Origin of the sequence: Lichenicoccus roseus, assembly GCF_005844085.1 — a bacterium.
GTDB classification, from domain to species: Bacteria; Pseudomonadota; Alphaproteobacteria; order Acetobacterales; family Acetobacteraceae; genus Lichenicoccus; species Lichenicoccus roseus.
The window spans coordinates 183,820-200,336 of sequence record NZ_VCDI01000005.1; the positions used below are offsets into that span (position 1 = coordinate 183,820).

14 protein-coding genes are annotated in these 16,517 nt (G+C 69.8%); 7 read left to right on the forward strand and 7 right to left on the reverse strand.

The features are described 5' to 3' along the window. Nucleotide 1 precedes the first annotated feature (1 nt). A complete protein-coding gene (locus tag FE263_RS15025; RefSeq protein ID WP_138326847.1) occupies nt 2-1,429 on the reverse strand; it encodes an MFS transporter in 1,428 nt (475 codons plus the stop codon). Between the two features lie 146 nt (nt 1,430-1,575). Here FE263_RS15025 and FE263_RS15030 point away from each other — a divergent pair, with 146 nt between their 5' ends. The 6 genes from FE263_RS15030 (at nt 1,576) to hflX (ending at nt 9,264) form a co-directional block, all read left to right on the forward strand. Then, nucleotides 1,576-2,793, forward strand: a complete 1,218-nt coding sequence (locus FE263_RS15030) for an MFS transporter (RefSeq protein ID WP_138326848.1) — start codon at nt 1,576-1,578, stop codon at nt 2,791-2,793. Further along, nucleotides 2,790-3,449: an RluA family pseudouridine synthase gene (locus FE263_RS15035; protein ID WP_408886201.1), complete on the forward strand. Its 660-nt coding sequence runs from the start codon at nt 2,790-2,792 to the stop codon at nt 3,447-3,449. Before FE263_RS15030 ends, FE263_RS15035 begins: the two co-directional genes overlap by 4 nt. Nucleotides 3,450-3,603: 154 nt before the next feature. Next, complete coding sequence (locus FE263_RS15040; protein WP_138326849.1) at nt 3,604-4,965, forward strand: MATE family efflux transporter; 1,362 nt, start codon at nt 3,604-3,606, stop codon at nt 4,963-4,965. 157 nt (nt 4,966-5,122) lie between these two features. After that, nucleotides 5,123-6,589, forward strand: coding sequence for a glycosyltransferase family protein (locus FE263_RS15045; protein ID WP_171034124.1), 1,467 nt, complete (start codon nt 5,123-5,125; stop codon nt 6,587-6,589). Continuing rightward, on the forward strand, nt 6,583-7,905 hold the full coding sequence (locus FE263_RS15050) for a hypothetical protein (protein WP_138326851.1): 1,323 nt from the start codon (nt 6,583-6,585) through the stop codon (nt 7,903-7,905). Before FE263_RS15045 ends, FE263_RS15050 begins: the two co-directional genes overlap by 7 nt. 9 nt (nt 7,906-7,914) lie before the next feature. Then, on the forward strand, nt 7,915-9,264 hold the full coding sequence (hflX, locus tag FE263_RS15055) for a GTPase HflX (protein ID WP_138326852.1): 1,350 nt from the start codon (nt 7,915-7,917) through the stop codon (nt 9,262-9,264). Nucleotides 9,265-9,274: 10 nt separating this feature from the next. Here hflX and FE263_RS15060 read toward each other — a convergent pair whose 3' ends face one another. Genes FE263_RS15060 through rfbB form a run of 6 tightly spaced genes read right to left on the reverse strand, consistent with a single transcriptional unit; the run spans nt 9,275 to nt 14,114 of the window. Then, entirely contained in the window at nt 9,275-9,694 is a 420-nt protein-coding gene (locus FE263_RS15060; RefSeq protein ID WP_138326853.1) for a hypothetical protein, read from the reverse strand. Nucleotides 9,695-9,708: 14 nt separating this feature from the next. Continuing rightward, nucleotides 9,709-10,647 carry a glycosyltransferase gene (locus tag FE263_RS15065; RefSeq protein ID WP_138326854.1) on the reverse strand — a complete coding sequence of 313 codons (939 nt, stop codon included), beginning with the start codon at nt 10,645-10,647 and terminating at the stop codon, nt 9,709-9,711. Next, entirely contained in the window at nt 10,637-11,536 is a 900-nt protein-coding gene (gene rfbD / locus FE263_RS15070) for a dTDP-4-dehydrorhamnose reductase (protein WP_138326855.1), read from the reverse strand. The genes FE263_RS15065 and rfbD overlap by 11 nt, the downstream gene beginning before the upstream one ends. Further along, nucleotides 11,536-12,093: a dTDP-4-dehydrorhamnose 3,5-epimerase gene (rfbC, locus tag FE263_RS15075; protein WP_138326856.1), complete on the reverse strand. Its 558-nt coding sequence runs from the start codon at nt 12,091-12,093 to the stop codon at nt 11,536-11,538. The genes rfbD and rfbC overlap by 1 nt, the downstream gene beginning before the upstream one ends. Before the next feature lie 30 nt (nt 12,094-12,123). Next, nucleotides 12,124-12,999: a glucose-1-phosphate thymidylyltransferase RfbA gene (gene rfbA / locus FE263_RS15080; RefSeq protein ID WP_138326997.1), complete on the reverse strand. Its 876-nt coding sequence runs from the start codon at nt 12,997-12,999 to the stop codon at nt 12,124-12,126. 59 nt (nt 13,000-13,058) lie between these two features. Then, a complete protein-coding gene (gene rfbB, locus FE263_RS15085) occupies nt 13,059-14,114 on the reverse strand; it encodes a dTDP-glucose 4,6-dehydratase (RefSeq protein WP_138326857.1) in 1,056 nt (351 codons plus the stop codon). Between the two features lie 183 nt (nt 14,115-14,297). On the opposite strand from rfbB, the gene FE263_RS15090 reads away from it, so the two are divergent. Next, nucleotides 14,298-16,511 (forward strand): hypothetical protein, encoded by a 2,214-nt coding sequence (locus FE263_RS15090; protein ID WP_138326858.1) that lies wholly within the window; start codon nt 14,298-14,300, stop codon nt 16,509-16,511. Nucleotides 16,512-16,517: the final 6 nt, after the last annotated feature.

The window sequence follows — 16,517 nt, forward strand, 5'->3', positions numbered from 1 at the left end:
ATCAGCCGGCGACCGGCTGCGGGCGGCGCGGCGGCAACAGCCGGCGCGCGCTCAGCAGCGCTCCGGTAAGCCCGACCAACGCACCGAACGCCAGGCAGTGCCGCGCACTTTCGTACGGCAGCAGGCCGAACACCAGAGCCACCAGCATAGCGCCGATGGTCTGGCCGAGCAGGCGCGCCACCGGGATCATGCCGCTGGCGCCGCCGGAGCGGCGCATGGGGGCGGCCGTCAGCATGGCGCGGTTGTTCGGCGCCTGGAACAGTCCGAAGCCGCTGCCGGCGAGCGCGATACGCCAGGCGATGTCGAAATCGCTCGGGTTCGACGGCATCTGCCACAGCAGGGTGAAGCCGGTGGCGGTGATCAGCAGGCCGACGCTCGACAGGAGGCCCGCGGAATGGCGATCGGCCAGACGGCCCACCAGCGGCGAGATCGCGACGATGGCGAGCGGCCAGGGGGTGATCAGCAACCCGGTCTGCACGGCGGAGCGGTGCAGGCTGGCCTCGAAGAAGAACGGCATCGCGATGATGAAGAAGTTCGACGAGACGAAGCCGAGCACGCCGACGGTGAACGCGCTGCGGAACTCGCCCAGCCGCAGCAGGTCGACCGGCAGCAGCGGCTCGGCAATGCTGAGCTGGCGACGCACCAGCCAGGCCAGGCAGGCGGCGCCCAGGGCGACCAGCACCAGCGATAGCCCGATGGCGCCGTGATGCGCGAAGCGGTCGAGGCCGAGGAACAGCGGACCAAGCGCCAGCATGCTCAGCGCGGCGCTGGCGAGGTCGAATCGGCGGGCGCTGCGTGGCGTGCGCGGCAGGCTGGTGGAGGCGAACAGCAGCGCGGCGCCGCCAAGAGGCAGGTTGATCAGGAAGATCCAGCGCCAGCTCGCCACCGACAGCACGGCCGACGCGATGGTCGGGCCCAGCGCCACGCCGAGCGCCACCACCAGGCCGTTCAGCGCGATCCCCTTGCCGAGCAGCGACTGCGGGTAGATGGCGCGCACCAGGGAGGCGTTCACGCTCATGATGCAGGCGCCCCCCAGCCCCTGCAGCACCCGCGCGCCGGCCAGCTGCGGCAGGCTGTCGGACGCGGCGCACAGCGCGGAGGCGATGATGAACACCACCAGCCCGATACGGCAGATGCGGTCCTGGCCGCGGATCTCACCCAGCGAGGCGAGCGGCAGCAGGCCGATCAGGGTGGCGAGCTGGTAGCCGTTGATGACCCAGATCGAGTCTGCGGCGCTGCAATGGATGTCGTGGGCGATGGTCGGCAGGGCGACGTTGGCGACCGCGTAGTCGAGCGTCGAGAGCAGCACCGACAGCGCGATCGCCAGCATGGCGCGCTGCCGGGCGGCGCCGTGCAGACCGTCGGGCCGCACCGGAGCGGAGATATCCGGGGCCGGGGGACGCGGGTCTTCGCTGATCGCACTCGACATCGACCCATGCCGCTACAGGCTGGCAGGCGGGAAATCCAGCCCCCGGGGTCGCAACGGGATGCTGCCATGCATCAATCTCGCGGAGTTGCACTTTATCGGGTGCGCGCCCCCGGCGTAGAGCGGTAGGAGCGGCAGAAGGAGCAGCCATGAGCCAGAGCATCACCGACCGGCAGGTGCCGCTCCGCGCGCCCGCTCGCAGCCAGGGGGGCGCCGGCCTGGTGCTCGGCACCATCAGCCTGTGCCACATGCTCAACGACACCGTGCAGTCGCTGCTGACGGCGATCTATCCCCTGCTGAAGGGCGGCTTCCACCTGTCGTTCAGCCAGATCGGCCTGCTGACCCTGACCTACCAGATCACCGCCTCGTTGCTGCAGCCGCTGGTCGGGCAGTTCACCGACCGCAAGCCGTTGCCCTGGTCGCTGGCCGTCGGCATGAGCTTCTCGATGACCGGGCTGCTGATCCTGGCGCTGGCCGGCAGCTACGCGCACCTGCTCGGCGGTGCCGCCCTGCTCGGCGTCGGCTCGTCGATCTTCCATCCCGAGGCATCGCGGATCGCCCGGCTGGCGTCGGGTGGCCGGCACGGGTTCGCGCAATCGGTGTTCCAGGTCGGCGGCAATTTCGGCACCTCGCTCGGCCCGCTGCTGGCCGCCTTCATGGTGCTGCCGAACGGCCGCGCCAGCCTGGCCTGGTTCTGCCTGCTGGCCCTGCTGGGCGTGGCGCTGCTCGCGGCGATCGGGCGCTGGTACTCGCAGCAGACCCGCATCGCCCGCAAGACCACGGTCCCGCACGCCACCGGCCTGACCCGGCGCCAGACCGGCAGCGCCCTGGCAATGCTGATCGCGCTGGTGTTCTCGAAGTATTTCTACCTCGCCAGCATCGGCAGCTACTACATCTTCTACCTGATGCACCGTTTCGGGGTGTCGGCGCAGAGCGCTCAGATCGAGCTGTTCGTCTTCCTCGGTGCCACCGCCGCCGGCACCTTCGCAGGCGGCCCGATCGGCGACCGCATCGGCCGCAAGTACGTCATCTGGGGTTCGATCCTCGGCGTGCTGCCGTTCACGCTGGCGTTGCCGCATGTCGGCTTCGGCTGGACGATCGCGCTGAGCGTGGTCATCGGCCTGGTGCTGTCCTCGGCCTTCTCCGCCATCCTGGTCTATGCCACCGAACTGCTGCCGGGACGCGTCGGCATGGTGTCGGGCCTGTTCTTCGGCCTCGCCTTTGGCATGGGTGGCCTGGGTGCGGCCCTCCTCGGCGTGCTGGCGGACCGTGCCGGCATCGACACCGTCTACGAGGTCTGCGCCTTCCTGCCCGCCATCGGGGCGCTCGCCCTGTTCCTGCCGGACCTGGAGCGCCCCGCCCGCTGATCCCCGCGCCCACTCTGCTGTTCTCGGACACGCGCTTCGTCGTCCTGGACAAGCCGGCCGGGCTGAAGGTGCATCCCGGGCCCGGCGGCGGGCCTTCGGTCGAGGACTGGTTCGGGTTGCTGTCACGCCGGCGCGATGGTCCGTGGCTGGCGCACCGGCTCGACGCCGACACCAGCGGCTGCCTGCTGATCGCGCTCCGGCGTGCGGCGCTGCATGCCGCGCAGACATGCTTCGCCGAAGGACGCGCCGGCAAGACCTACTGGGCGGTTGTCTCGGGGGTGCCCGCCACACCAGCAGGAACGATCGACCTGCCGCTGCACAAGCAAAGCCGGGCGGGGTCCGGCTGGCGGATGATCGCGGCACCCGACGGCCTGCCGGCTCGCACCCGCTACACCGTGCTGGGCCGGACGGACACGACGAGCTGGCTCGAACTCGAGCTGTTGTCCGGACGCACCCACCAGGCCCGCGTGCATTGCGCCAGCCTCGGCTGCCCGATCCTTGGCGACACTCTCTATGGCAGCGCCGCGCCCGGTCCGATGCAGCTGCTGGCACGCCGCCTTACGCTTCCGCTCAACCCGCCGGTCGCCGCCGTCGCACCGCCGCCGCCGCACATGATCGCGGCGCTGGGCGCCTGTGGTTGGCAACCCGATCGATGAGCCGGCGCAATGGAACGCATTTCCACTCTCAATCGGCCTGGCGAACCCCTACATTGACGCGGTGATTCGCTCCAAGCCCGCCCCCGCGCCCAGACCTGTGCGCCCAAGACCGGCACGCTTCTGCTCCGGCTCCATTTTTCGCCATACCTGCGTCATGGCCGGCACCGGCTCGGTCGGCCTGCTCGCCGTCTTCTCCGTCGACCTGCTCAACCTTCTCTATATCTCCATGCTGCACGACCCCTCGCTGACTGCTGCGATCGGGTTCATCGGCGCGGTGTCCTACCTGCAGATGGCGGTCTCGATCGGTCTCTCGATCGGCCTCGGCGCCGCGGTATCGCGCAGGATCGGCGCCGGCGACGTCGGCGAGGCACGGCAGATCGCCTCGGCGGCGCTGACCGTCATGGTGGGAGTCATGCTCGGCATAGGTCTGGGCACGGTGCTGCTGTTGGGTCCGCTGCTGCATGCCCTGGGCGCGCGCGGCGAGGTGCTGGCGGCGGCGACACGCAATCTCTCCATCATCTCGCCGTTCCTTCCGCTGATCGCGCTCGGCATGGGCTGCTCGGCGCTGCTGCGCTCGGTCGGCGATGCGCGCCGCTCGATGACGGTCACGCTGTGGAGCGCCCTGCTGCTGGCCTGCCTGGACCCGGTGCTGATCTTCGGCCTGCATCTCGGCCTGGAGGGCGCGGCCATCAGCACGGTGGTGTCGCGCGCCACCACCGCGGGCCTCGGCCTGCTCGCCGTGCGGCACCACGATTTCCTGCAACGCCCGCGATGGCGGCAACTCGCGACACATGCATGGCCGGTGCTCAATATCGGCTTCCCGGCGGCGCTGACCAATCTCGCGACCCCGGTCGGCAGCGCCTACACCACCCATGTGATGGCGAAGTTCGGGCTCGGCGCGGTGTCCGGCCAGGCGACCATCGACCGCATCATCCCGGTCGCGTTCGCCTTCATCTTCGCCCTCACCGGCTCGGTCGGGCCGATCATGGCGCAGAACCTGGGCGCCCGGCAGTTCCCCCGCGTGCGCGATGCCCTGCGCTGCGCCCTGCTGCTGGTGCTCACCTGCGTGCTGGCGATGTGGGCGGCACTCGCCCTGCTGCAGAACGAGCTGGTCGCGCTGTTCTCGGCCACCGGCGACATGGCGATGCTGCTGCACCTGTTCTGCAGCTGGACGGTGGCGAGCTTCCTGTTCATCGGCGCGCTGTTCGTCGCCAACGCGGCGTTCAACAACCTCGGCTATCCGCTGTGCTCGACGCTGTTCAACTGGGGCCGCGCGACACTCGGCACCATCCCGTTCGTGCTGATCGGCATGCAGTACGGCCCACGCGGGGTGCTGTTCGGCCAGGCGGCCGGCGGCGTCGTGTTCGGCACCCTGGCGGTGATCACCGCCTTCCTGCTGACCCGCCGGCTGCACGCGGTGCCGGCACGCACGCAGCCCGAGGCGCCGCTGCCGGCGGTCAGCGCCAAGGCGGCGATGGTCGAGATGGCGGAGCTGACCCGGGAAGAGGCCGGTTGATCAGCCGCCTCTGAGAGGTTTGCCAGCCTGCTGCCCTGCCCTAGACAGGCCGCTCCGGGCGGCGGGGGTTGGCATGGCGGAAGTTCTGGATTTCTCGTCGAACCGGTCGGCACCTGCTGCAAGAGGTGGCGGGAGCGTATCGCCCCGCGGCACGTCGATGCTTCCGCTGCTGCTCGCAGCCCTGCTGGCCCGGCTGGTCTTTCTCTTCGTTGGTCCCTTCTACATTCGGCCGGACGAGGTGTTCCAGGCGCTGGAGCCGGCGCATCGCCTGCTGACAGGCCACGGCGTGATCACCTGGGAATGGCATGAGGGGATCCGGTCCTGGCTGCTGCCGGGGCTGATCGCGGCGATCATGCAGGCGAGCGCATGGGTCGGCCTCGGCCATTCCACCCTGGTGGTGCAAGGCGTGTTCGCGACACTGTCGCTCGCCGTCGTCGCGGTTGCCGTCCGGTGCGGGCAGGCCTTCGCGGGCCGCACCGGCGCGCTGTTCTGCGGGGTGCTGACCGCCTTCTGGCCCGATACCGTGCTGGACGGCTCGCACACGCTTTCGGAATCGCAGGCCGGGAACCTGCTGGCGATCGGCACCATGCTGGCCAGCGTCATGCTGCGGCGGGCCTGGGCAGGGGGCCGGCAGGCATCGTCATGGGAGCCTTGCGGCATCGGCCTGCTGCTCGGGTTCGCCACCATCCTGCGCTTCCAGCTGATCCCCGGCGTCGCCGTCGTGCTGGTGGCCGCCTGGCTGACGGACGGACGCCGGCGCGGCGCGGTCATGCTGCTGGGCGCAGCCCTGCCGCTGGCGGGACAGGCCGTGCTGGACACGATGACCCTCGGTGCGCCGCTGCAGTCGATCTGGAAGAACCTCGAGGTCAATCTTGTCGAACATCGTGCCGACCTGTTCGGGAGATCCTCGCCGGCGTTCTACCTGTTCGAGATGGTTCAGTACTGGGGAGCTGCCCTGCTGCCGCTTGCGGCGTGTTTCGTGGCAGGTGTCCGGAAAGCCAGGCTTGCCGGCCTCGTCGTGGCGGCGGTGATTTTCTCGCACAGCGTGATAGCGCACAAGGAGTTCAGCTTCATCGCCGGGACGGTGCCGCTCATCCTGGTGGTGGCGGGGATCGGCGGCGCGATGCTGCTCGCTCGCCCCGGGCCGCGCTCTGGCCCGAACCGGTCCCGCATCCCGCCGGCTTCGTGGGCTGCGCTCGCGATCGTGGCGATGTGCGTGACGACGCTCTTCAGCGGCTACAAGTCGCTCCGACGGGACCACGCGAGCCTGCCAAGCCTGATGCGACAGGCCCGTCAGGTCCCGGGGTTGTGCGGTCTGGCGCTGTACGTCGGCGAGCAGCAATGGTGGATCTGGACGGGCGGCTACAGTCTGCTGGACCGCGACGTTCCGCTGTACTTGCTGCGCGCTCCCGCCGACTTCGCGACGGCAGCGTCCGGCTTCGACGCCCTGCTCGTGGATGAAGGCGTGCTCGCCTACCTCCCGACCAGCTACAGGCTTGTCCGGTGCCTCCATGGAGCGTGCTTGCTGCACCGTGACGGATCATGCCTGCCGAACGGCTCGCATCTCATGCAGGACGAGGCGGGTCTGGGCCTGCCGATCCAGCCGGGCAGCATCCGGTGGTAGCGCCTCGCCCGCGCGGCGTCCTGCCCCTCATGCGGCGTCATCTCGTTCCGGGACTCGCGACCCTCGCGTTCCTGATGTTCGCCGTCCTGTTCGCCACCGACAGGCCGCTCTATGTCGCCATCCTGGACAGCGTCCATGTGCATCCGTTCCCGCAGCCATTCCTCGATACGCGCTTCGTGACGGCGCAGGTGGAATGCTGGCGGCAGGGCATCGACGTGTATGCACGCAACCCCTGCGACCCGCTCGGGCGGACGCTCGACTATTCGCCACTCTGGCTGCGGTTGCCCTTCCTGGCCTGGTCCGGCAGCGCAACTCCGGTGTTCGGTCTCGCCGTCGACGGCATGTTCCTCTTTGCCTTGTTCCGGATGCCGTGGGACGTGCGAGGGGCGTTCGGCGTGATCGTGGCCGTCGGCGCGGTGCTCTCCTGGGCGACGATGCTCGCGATGGAGCGCGGCAACACCGATCTGCTCATGTTCGCCGCCGCCGTGCTGTTCGCTTATCTGTCGATGCGAACGGCGACATTGCGGAGCATCGGCTACGCATTGATCCTCTGCGTAGGGTTGTTGAAGTTCTATCCGCTTACCCTGCTTGCACTGGTCGTCCGCGAAGACCGGCGGCGGGCCTGGGTTGCTGGCGGCCTGTGCGCCGTCGTGTTGCTGGCGTTCGTCGCCTTCTTCCACGCTGAGCTCTCCAGGATCGGCGCCAACATGGCGAGCTCGCCGTTCGGCGACATGTTCGGCGCGCGGAGCCTGCCGTTCGGGGTGCCGTTGTGGTTCGACCACCCGAGGATCCGGGATGCCGCCGGCGTGTACCTCACCCTGGGTGCCGTCGGTCCGGTGATGGCGAAGCTGGGCTTGACGATGCTTGCGATCATGTCCGCCGGCTGCGTGCTGGCCGCCATCCTGTTCGGCCGCAACCCGGTGCTGCGGGACATGCTCGACCGGGTCGACCCCGCTCCCCGGTCGCTGCTTCTGGTGGGGGCGGTGCTCTGTGCGGGCTGCTTCTTCGGGCACCAGAACATCGGCTACCGGGCGACGCTGCTGCTGCTGGTGCTGCCCGGGCTGCTGGCACTCGTCGGGGTGGCGGCCGGGAACAGGACGCGACTGGTGTTCCGGTCGACCGGCGTATTGGTCGTGCTGGTCCTGTGGGACGGCATCGTGAGCCGCTCGACCCCCGGATGGTTCATCATGCAGATGGCCTGGTGGTGGATCGTGTGTGTCCTCCTGGCGATCGTCGTCAGTCTGCTGGGTCCGGACCTTTTTCGGGTTCTCACGCCCTGGCGACGCCGCCGAGGCGATGCCGGCCGGCTGTGCTAATCAGCATGCATGGAGACCAAAGCCCCCACCCCGCTCGCCGTCCTCGTCGGCATACAGACCCCGGACGTCGATGACGTTGCGCACCAGGCCAGCCTCGAGGAACTCGGGCGCCTGGTGAAGACGCTTGGCTACGAGGTGGTCGGCACGCTGTCGCAGCACCGCGAGGGTACCGGCAGGGCCGCCCTGCTGGGGAGCGGCAAGCTGGCGGAACTGGCGGCACTGACCGGCGGCTCCGGTGTCGTCGGCTCGATGGCGCCCCCGCCAAAGTCCAAGGCCAGGCAACGCTTCGAAGGCGCGGCGGGCACCGTCACCGCGGACGAGCCCGAGGCGGAGGGCGCACGCAGGCCGGGCTATGTCATCGTCGACCACGAGCTGTCTCCGAGCCAGATACGCAACCTGGAGCGCGCGACCGGCGCCGAGGTGCTGGACCGCACCGGTGTCATCGTCGAGATCTTCCACCGCCATGCCAGGACCCGCGAGGCGAAGCTGCAGGTGGAGATGGCGCGGCTGAAATACGTGGCGCCTCGCCTGCGCGAGACCGGCGGCGGCGGCGGGCGGCAGCAGGGTCCGGGCGCCGGCGAGAGCACGCTGGCGCTGGACCGGCGCAAGATACGCGACCGGCTGTCGGAGCTGAAGGACCAACTCGAAGCCGTGCAGCGCGACGGCGACCAGCGCCGCTCGGCGCGTCGCGACCAGCTTCGGGTGGCGCTGGTCGGCTACACCAATGCCGGCAAGTCCTCGCTGATGCGGGCGCTGACCGGCAGCGAGGTGCTGGTCGAGGACAAGCTGTTCGCCACCCTCGACACCACCGTTCGCATCCTGCAGCCGGAAACCCGGCCGCGCGTGCTGGTGTCCGACACCGTCGGCTTCATCAAGCAGCTGCCGCACGACCTGGTGGCCTCGTTCCGCTCGACGCTGGCCGAGGCGCTGGAAGCGTCGCTGCTGCTGTTCGTGGTCGATGCGTCGGATCCGACCTACGAGGCCCAGCTCGAGGTCAGCCGCGGCGTGCTGCGCGAGATCGGGGCGGACAGCGTGCCGTCCCGCCTGGTGCTGAACAAGCTGGACCGGATCGACGAGGCTGGCCGCGAGGCGCTGCGGCTGCGGCATCCCGATGCGATCATGCTCTCGGCGCACGTGCCCGCCGATGTGAGTGCGCTGCGCGACACCATCATCGCCTACTTCGAGGCGGCGATGGTCGAGGACGTGCTGGTGCTGCCTTACGCCAGGCAGGGCCTGATCGGCGAGGTCTACGAGAGTGCCCGCGTGCTGTCGGAGGAATACGACGAGACCGGCCGCGTCCTGAAGGTGCGCGGGCTGCCTGCTGCGCTGGAACGGTTGCGACGCAGCCTGGCGGCCTGACGGTCCTGCGCTACCGGGGCCGCCTTGCCGGGAGCGAGGCGCCGGCCATCAGCCGGCGTGTCATCGACAGCGACGCGAACAGGGCGACCAGCAGCGCCAGCACCCAGTGCGGGCGGCGCAGATACAGGATCCAGGCGAAGTCGTAGCCGGCCAGCAGCAGGAACACGATCGAGACGACGACGGCCAGGCCGATCGCCGCCTGGCCACGCCGCAGCGCCACCACGCACAGGGCGAGGAACACGCAGAACAGCGCCACCGCGACGGCGCGCACCACCGCGATGGTCGGGCCGCCCAGGCGATCGAGGAACAGTTCGGTGCGGTCGATCGCCTCGCGCAGCGCCAGCTCCACCGGATTTGGCCCGGCAAAGATCAGCAGCAGGGCCAGCACCCCCCCGAGCACCCAGATCAGGGCGATACCATTTCTACTCATCCAGGCGCTTCCTTCTACCCAAGCAGGAACCATAGCCTGAACAGCATCGTCTCCGGCCACGTCCTGCGCACCAGGCGGCCCAGCCGCGCCAGGGCCAGGAGTCGGGCCGGCGTGCCGTGATCGAGGGCCGCGGCGATGCGCGCGAGGTCCGCCAGCGTCTGCCGCGGCAACGGCACCGGCTGGTCCAGCAAGGCCGCGACATGGTGGCGAAACAGGCGCATGAAGCTGTCCGGCCCGCGCCGCAGCGCCAGCCTGGCGCGTCGCAGCGTCGAACGCGGCGCACCCACGGCGTTCTGCGTGTGCTGGCGGTAGAGCACCACGGCAACCGGATCGGCCACCAGCCGTCCGCCGGCGGCTCCGACCATGAGGTAGGACCACCAGTCGTGCAGCGTGTCGTCCGGCGGACGGCTCGCCGCCACCAGCGCCGCCGCGGCCGGGTTGAGCAGAATGGTGCAGCCGGTGGCGAGGTTCTGCGCGAGGGCCGCCGGAAAGTGCGGCAGGTGCCGGACCGAGGGCGAGAAACCGATCGTCTGCAGCGCATCGTCGACCAGCAGCTGCCGGGCGCAATACAGCGCCGGGCGCCCGGACGATGCATCGCCGATGCCGGCCAGGCCGCGGGCGAGCTTGTCCGGCAACCAGACATCGTCCTGGTCGGCGAACGCCACCACATGCCCGGGCGGGACCGCGCGCAGCAGCACCATGAACGAGGCGGTGATGCCGACATGGCGGTCGCCCGGCACCGCCCGGCACCGCCCGGCGCCGACCTCCTGAGCGAACTCGGCGACGATTGACGCCGATCCGTCGCAAGAGCCGTCGTCTCGCCAGTAGAGCACCCAGTCGGCATGGGTCTGCGCCGCCAGGCTGGCGAGCTGCTCGCGCAGGAAGGCCGCGCCCTGGTAGGTCGAAAGCAGGATCGCGACCGGACGATGCGCCCGGACGGTGCTATCGTGCATCGGAGCCCGGAGGCGCTGTCACTCCCGCCAGCAGGCGCCGCACGGTGCCGGCGACACTGGGCTGCCAGTCCGGCAGCCTGATCCCGAACACATGCTCCAGGCGGTTGCAGTCGAGTCGCGAATCGGCCGGCCGCCGTGCCGGGGTAGGCCAGTCCTCGGTGCGAATGGCAATCACCTCCGGCATCGGCCTGCCGGTCGCCTCCAGGGCGGCGATGGCGAGGCCGTGCCAGGTAGCCTCGCCGGTGCCGGCGGCATGGAAGATGCCGCCGTAGCCGGGCCGCCAGCCGGTCTCGTCGAGACGTTCGGCAATGGCCAGGATGGCGGCCGCGAGGTCGTCGGCGCTGGTCGGACAGCCGCGCTGGTCGCCGACCACGCGCAGCACCGGGCGGGTCGCGCCGGCCTCGACCATGGTGCGCACGAAGTTGCGGCCGGTCGCCGAATAGACCCAGGACGTGCGCAGGACGATTGCCTGCGGGCAGGACGCCAGCACCGCCTGCTCGCCCGCCGCCTTGGTGCGCCCATAGGCGCCGGTGGGGCTGGTCGGATCGGTCTCGAGGTAGGGCGCGCCCTTGTCGCCGTCGAACACGTAGTCGGTGGAAACGTGGATCAGCGGAATGCCGGCTTCCGCGCACAGGCCGGCGAGCCGTGCCGGTCCGTCGGTGTTGGCCCGGGCGGCAGCGGCCTCGTCGGCTTCAGCCGCATCGACCGCGGTCCAGGCGGCAGCATTCACCACCATGCGAGGCTCGACCTGCCGGAGCGTGGCCGCCAGCGTCTCGGGACGATCGAAGTCGAACCCCGGGCGCCCGACCCGCTGCACCCGCCCGCCGCCGAGGTTCGCCAGCGCGACAGCGAGCTGGCCGCCGCCGCCGGTGACCAGGATCGGGCGCATCACAGCCGGAACCAGCCGGCGGCCTCGGCGAACCCGGGTGCCTGCCGGTCCTTGTCGGACAGTACCGCCTCGTGCTCCGCGATCGGCCACTCGATGCCGATCTCGGCGGAGTTCCACGACACCGCGCGCTCGCACTCGCGGTTCCAGACGTCGGTGCACTTATATTGCACCTCGGTATCCTCGGTCAGCGTGCAGAAGCCGTGCAGGAAGCCGGGCGGGATCCAGAGCTGCGACCAGTTCGCTTCCGACAGCTCGGCGCCCACCCATTTGCCATAGGTCGCCGACCCGGCACGGATATCGACGGCGACATCGAAGATCGCGCCGCGCGTGCAGCGCACCAGCTTGCCCTGCGGATACGGCGCCACCTGGCAGTGCAGGCCGCGCACCACGCCGCGCTGCCGCGACAGGCTGTGGTTGTCCTGCACGAACTCCGGCGTGATGCCGGCCTCGCGCATGCGCGCCAGGTTGTAGGTCTCGGAGAAGAAACCGCGCTCGTCGGAGAAACGCGCGGGCGTGACCAGGACGATTTCGCGAATGGCGAGCGGCTCGACCTGCATGATGCTTCTCCGTTGATCGCCCGACAGACCCTAGCTGTGCCCGCCATCGGCGAGCTCGAGCAGCAGTCGCCCGAGCTCGGTCTTGCTGAGGCCCTGCGCATGACGGCGGAGCGTGAGGCCGTCGATGAAACCCATCCGGAAGGCGACCTCCTCGGGGCAGCCGACCAGCATGCCCTGGCGGGACTGGATGGTCTGCACGAAGGTGCCGGCCTGCATCAGGCTGTCCGGCATGCCGGCATCGAGCCAGGCGCAGCCGCGTCCGAGTTTCTCCACATGCAGCGAACCCTCGTCGAGATAGATGCGGTTCAGATCGGTGATCTCGAGTTCGCCGCGCGCCGACGGGCGGATGCGGTGGGCATATTCGCTGACCCGGGCATCGTAGAAATACAGGCCGGTGATCGCCCAGTTCGATTGCGGATCGGTCGGCTTCTCGACCACCTCGAGCGCGCGGCCATCGGCATCGAAGCTGATGACGCCGTAGCGTTCCGGATCGCGCACCTGGTAGGCGAATACGGTCGCACCTTCCGGACGCGCGGCGGCGCCACGCAGCAGATCGCCGAGATGATCGGCGAAGATGAGGTTGTCGCCGAGCGCAAGCGCGCACGGCGCACCCAGCAGCCAGTCGTCGGCGATCAGGAATGCCTGCACGATGCCGTCCGGGCTCGGCTGCACGCGATAGGTGAAGCGCACGCCGAACCGGCTGCCATCACCGAGCAGGCGCTCGAATTGCGGCAGGTCGGCCGGCGTCGAGATGATCATGATGTCGCGTATGCCGGCCAGCATCAGGGTACTGAGCGGATAATAGATCATCGGCTTGTCGTACACCGGCAGCAGCTGCTTGCTCGCCGCGAGCGTCATCGGATGCAGACGCGTGCCCGAGCCGCCGGCCAGCAGGATACCCTTCATCGCCGGGCCGCCCGCCGGTTCCTGGGCGTGGGAAGAAGCGGCGTTCGCCGGAGCGCCGTTCATGCGGCGGTTCCGAGGCGCTGTCCGGTGTAGGTCCTGGCGCGGATCGCCTGCCACCACTCCTGGTGATCGAGATACCACTGCACCGTGCGGCGGATGCCCTGTTCGAAATCATGTCGTGCGCGCCAGCCGAGTTCGGTTTCCGCGTGCGAGGGGTCGATCTCGTAGCGGAAATCGTGACCCGGCCGGTCGGCGACGAAACGGATCAGCCGCTCGCGCGGGCCGGCGGGATCCGGACGCAGGTCGTCGAGCACTTGGCAGATGGTGCGCACCACTTCGAGGTTCGACCGTGGTTGCCGCGCCCCGATCGCGTACGTCTCGCCGGGGATCGCGTGCTCGAGCGCGCGCACCAGCGCCTCCGCATGATCCTCGACGAACAGCCAGTCGCGCTGGTTGGCGCCGTTGCCGTACACCGGCAGCTCGCGTCCCTCGATGGCATTGATGGTCACCAGCGGGATCAGCTTCTCCGGGAAATGCCACGGCCCGTAGTTGTTGGTGGTGTTGGTCACGAACGCCGGCAGGCCGTAGGTGTGATGCCAGGCGCGGACCAGATGGTCGGAAGCCGCCTTGCTCGCCGAATACGGGCTGCGCGGATCGTACGGCGTCGTTTCGGTGAATGGAGAGTCATCATCGCCGAGTGCTCCGAACACCTCGTCCGTCGAGACGTGGTGGAAGCGGAACCGCGCCTTCCCCGCCTCGTCGAGCGCCGACCAGTAATGCCGCGCGGCTTCCAGCAGCGTGAACGTGCCGACCACGTTGGTCTGGATGAACACCGCGGGTCCATCGATGGACCGGTCGACATGGCTCTCGGCGGCCAGGTGCATGACCGCGTCCGGACGATGCTCGGCGAACAGCCGCTGCATCGCGGCAAGGTCGGCGACATCCGCGCGCACCAGTACATGACGCGCGTTGCCGCGGGCCTCCTCCAGCGCCGCCTCGGACGCCGCGTAGGTCATCAGGTCGACGTTGACCACGCTGTGCGCCGTTGCACGGATCAGGTGCCGCACCACGGCGGAGCCGATAAAGCCGCATCCACCGGTCAGCAGAATTCGCATCGTGCGGTCCCATTCTTCGTTCCGGTCGCTGATGCCGGGGGGGCAACTTGGCAGCGTCGGTGACGGCAGGCAACATATTGTGAACCGCTGCTGTTACACTTCCGGCGGTTACACGACTTGCTCTTTGCGGCAGCTCTCGCAACGGGCATTAAGCGGCCATCCTGCAACCGGCGGACCCCTGGGATGTATGCGGAAAAGCTGAATACGCAGCTCCTGGCGGCGCTCGATCGTCCCGACCTCCGCGTTGTCGCGCTCGGTCGCCGGATTGCCTTCGATGCCTCCCTCGATACCGCATTCCGCGCCGATCCCGGCGGCGAGGTGGTGCTGGGTGCGAGTTGCCTCGGGCCGGCCAGGGTATGCGCGTTCCACATCCGGCATGCGCTCGAGCTGTCCATGCTGCTCGACGTCGCTGCCCGTGGCGGCACCGACCTGCTGCTGCCATGCAACCTGCCGGAGTGCGATCGCCCGATACTCGCGGGGCTGTGCGCCGCCCGCACCGCCTCGCTGTTCTGGCAACTCGACGGGCCGGCCGGCGAGGCGGCCACGCGCATCGCGCCGATGAGCTGGCTGGAGGCGATGGCCGCCCCCTCGATGCCGGAGCGCGCGGTGCTGGACCGGGTATGGGCGCAGGTACGCGGCCTGCAGGGCTCGTCCTATCGCCTGCTACGCTCCGCCTGCCTCGGCGTGGACGACAGCACGGTGCCCGACGCCATCGTGCTTCGGCTGGCGGCGATCTGGCATCTGCTCGGACCGGCGGAAGCGCTGATGGCGCAGGGCGGCGACCAGCGCCTCGCGGTCGATCCGGCCACCGGCCTGAACCACTACGGCTGCTCGCACCGGCCGCGCCCGTGGGCCATCACCTTCGCCTCCTCGACCGCCTCGTCGCTGTCCGAGCGCGGCTTCGGTGGCGCCGAGGTGGCGCGCCTGCGGCTGGCGGCAGCCACCTTCAGCGGCCACGCGGAGGCTGCGCTGACGGCCGAGGCGCAGGCGGTACGCGACGGCATCGCCGCGCATTTCGGCCTCGGCCGCGACACTCGGACCAACGGCAGCGAGGTGGTGCTGGCGGCCTCCGGCACCGACTGCGAGCTGCTCGCCCTGGCGCTCGCCGGGCCGGCGGAGGCGATCAGCAACATCCTGGTGGCGCCCGAGGAGACCGGGACCGGGGTACCGCTCGCCGCCGGCGGACGGCATTTCGCCGACGACACCTCCGGGCGGCAGCGCGTGCGCAAGGGCGACCGCATCGACGGCTTCACGGCGGACGTGCGGGTGCTGTCGGTGGCGATCCGCACCGCCGCCGGCGCCATGCGCGACAACGACGCCATCGCAGCCGACTGCGTGCGCCTTGCGCGTGACGAGCATGCAGCCGGTCGCCACGTGCTGCTGCATCTGCTGGACCTGTCCAAGACCGGGCTGCTGGCGCCGTCGCCGGCTTGCCTGGACGCGCTGCAGGCTTCGCTCGGCCAGACCGACCGCATCGACGTAGTGGTGGATGCCTGCCAGGCGCGCCTCGATCCGCGCCGCGTCCGCGACTATCTGGCGCGTGGCTGGATGGTGATGATCACCGGTTCGAAGTTCTTCACCGGACCGCCCTTCTGCGGCGCCCTGCTGCTGCCGCAGAAGGTGGCGCGGCGGCTACGGACGCACAGCCTGCCGCCGGGGCTTGCGGCCTATGGCAGCCAGGCCGACTGGCCGGCGCAGACGCAAGCTGCGCGCCACCTGTCCGGCGTCGTCAATCACGGCATGCTGCTGCGCTGGCAGGCGGCACTTGCGGAGATGCAGGCATTCCGGGCGGTCCCGGAGGACAAGCTGCTGCAGCGCCTGCAGCGCTTCCTGGGCAGCGTGCGGGCGGCGGTCATCGCACATCCCGACCTGGTGCTGATCGACGTGCCGCCGCCGCGGCGCGATGCCGGCGCCAGCTGGGACCGGCTGCAGACCATCCTCAGCTTCACCGTGCTGGCGCCGCCCCCAGGCCCGCCTGCCGGCGATGAAGCATCGACCCGTGGCCCGTTGCCGCTGGAGGATTCACGGCGGCTGTATCGCTGGCTGAACGCCGACGTCTCGCTGGCGCTGCCGGACGACGCCTCGCCGTCGGAGCGGGCGCTTGCGGGGCTTCTGTGCCATGTCGGCCAACCCGTCCCGGTTGCACACGTTGCCCTCGGCGGAGCATCGGCCGGGGCGCTCAGGATTTCCGCGGGCGCCCGCGTGGTGTCCGGCGAGCCCTCGCATGGGGGTCTTGGCAGCGACGACCGGATCGCCCGCGAGATCGCGGACATGCACCGGGTGCTGGACAAGATCGGCTTGCTGCTGCGTCACTGGCCGGCGCTTTTGCGTGCCGATCCGGTGCCGAGCTTTGCGCCGCTGGCGAAATTCGAAGAGGTGGACGTTCTTCCGCGATGACACAGC

What these genes read in the sequence shown, in the direction of transcription:
- FE263_RS15025 (WP_138326847.1), bottom strand. Translation starts at nt 1,429, where the DNA reads ATGTCGAGTGCGATCAGCGAAGACCCGCGTCCCCCGGCCCCGGATATC.
- FE263_RS15030 (WP_138326848.1), top strand. Translation starts at nt 1,576, where the DNA reads ATGAGCCAGAGCATCACCGACCGGCAGGTGCCGCTCCGCGCGCCCGCT.
- FE263_RS15040 (WP_138326849.1), top strand. Translation starts at nt 3,604, where the DNA reads ATGGCCGGCACCGGCTCGGTCGGCCTGCTCGCCGTCTTCTCCGTCGAC.
- FE263_RS15045 (WP_171034124.1), top strand. Translation starts at nt 5,123, where the DNA reads ATGCTTCCGCTGCTGCTCGCAGCCCTGCTGGCCCGGCTGGTCTTTCTC.
- hflX (WP_138326852.1), top strand. Translation starts at nt 7,915, where the DNA reads ATGGAGACCAAAGCCCCCACCCCGCTCGCCGTCCTCGTCGGCATACAG.
- FE263_RS15060 (WP_138326853.1), bottom strand. Translation starts at nt 9,694, where the DNA reads ATGAGTAGAAATGGTATCGCCCTGATCTGGGTGCTCGGGGGGGTGCTG.
- FE263_RS15065 (WP_138326854.1), bottom strand. Translation starts at nt 10,647, where the DNA reads ATGCACGATAGCACCGTCCGGGCGCATCGTCCGGTCGCGATCCTGCTT.
- rfbD (WP_138326855.1), bottom strand. Translation starts at nt 11,536, where the DNA reads ATGCGCCCGATCCTGGTCACCGGCGGCGGCGGCCAGCTCGCTGTCGCG.
- rfbC (WP_138326856.1), bottom strand. Translation starts at nt 12,093, where the DNA reads ATGCAGGTCGAGCCGCTCGCCATTCGCGAAATCGTCCTGGTCACGCCC.
- rfbA (WP_138326997.1), bottom strand. Translation starts at nt 12,999, where the DNA reads ATGAAGGGTATCCTGCTGGCCGGCGGCTCGGGCACGCGTCTGCATCCG.
- rfbB (WP_138326857.1), bottom strand. Translation starts at nt 14,114, where the DNA reads ATGCGAATTCTGCTGACCGGTGGATGCGGCTTTATCGGCTCCGCCGTG.
- FE263_RS15090 (WP_138326858.1), top strand. Translation starts at nt 14,298, where the DNA reads ATGTATGCGGAAAAGCTGAATACGCAGCTCCTGGCGGCGCTCGATCGT.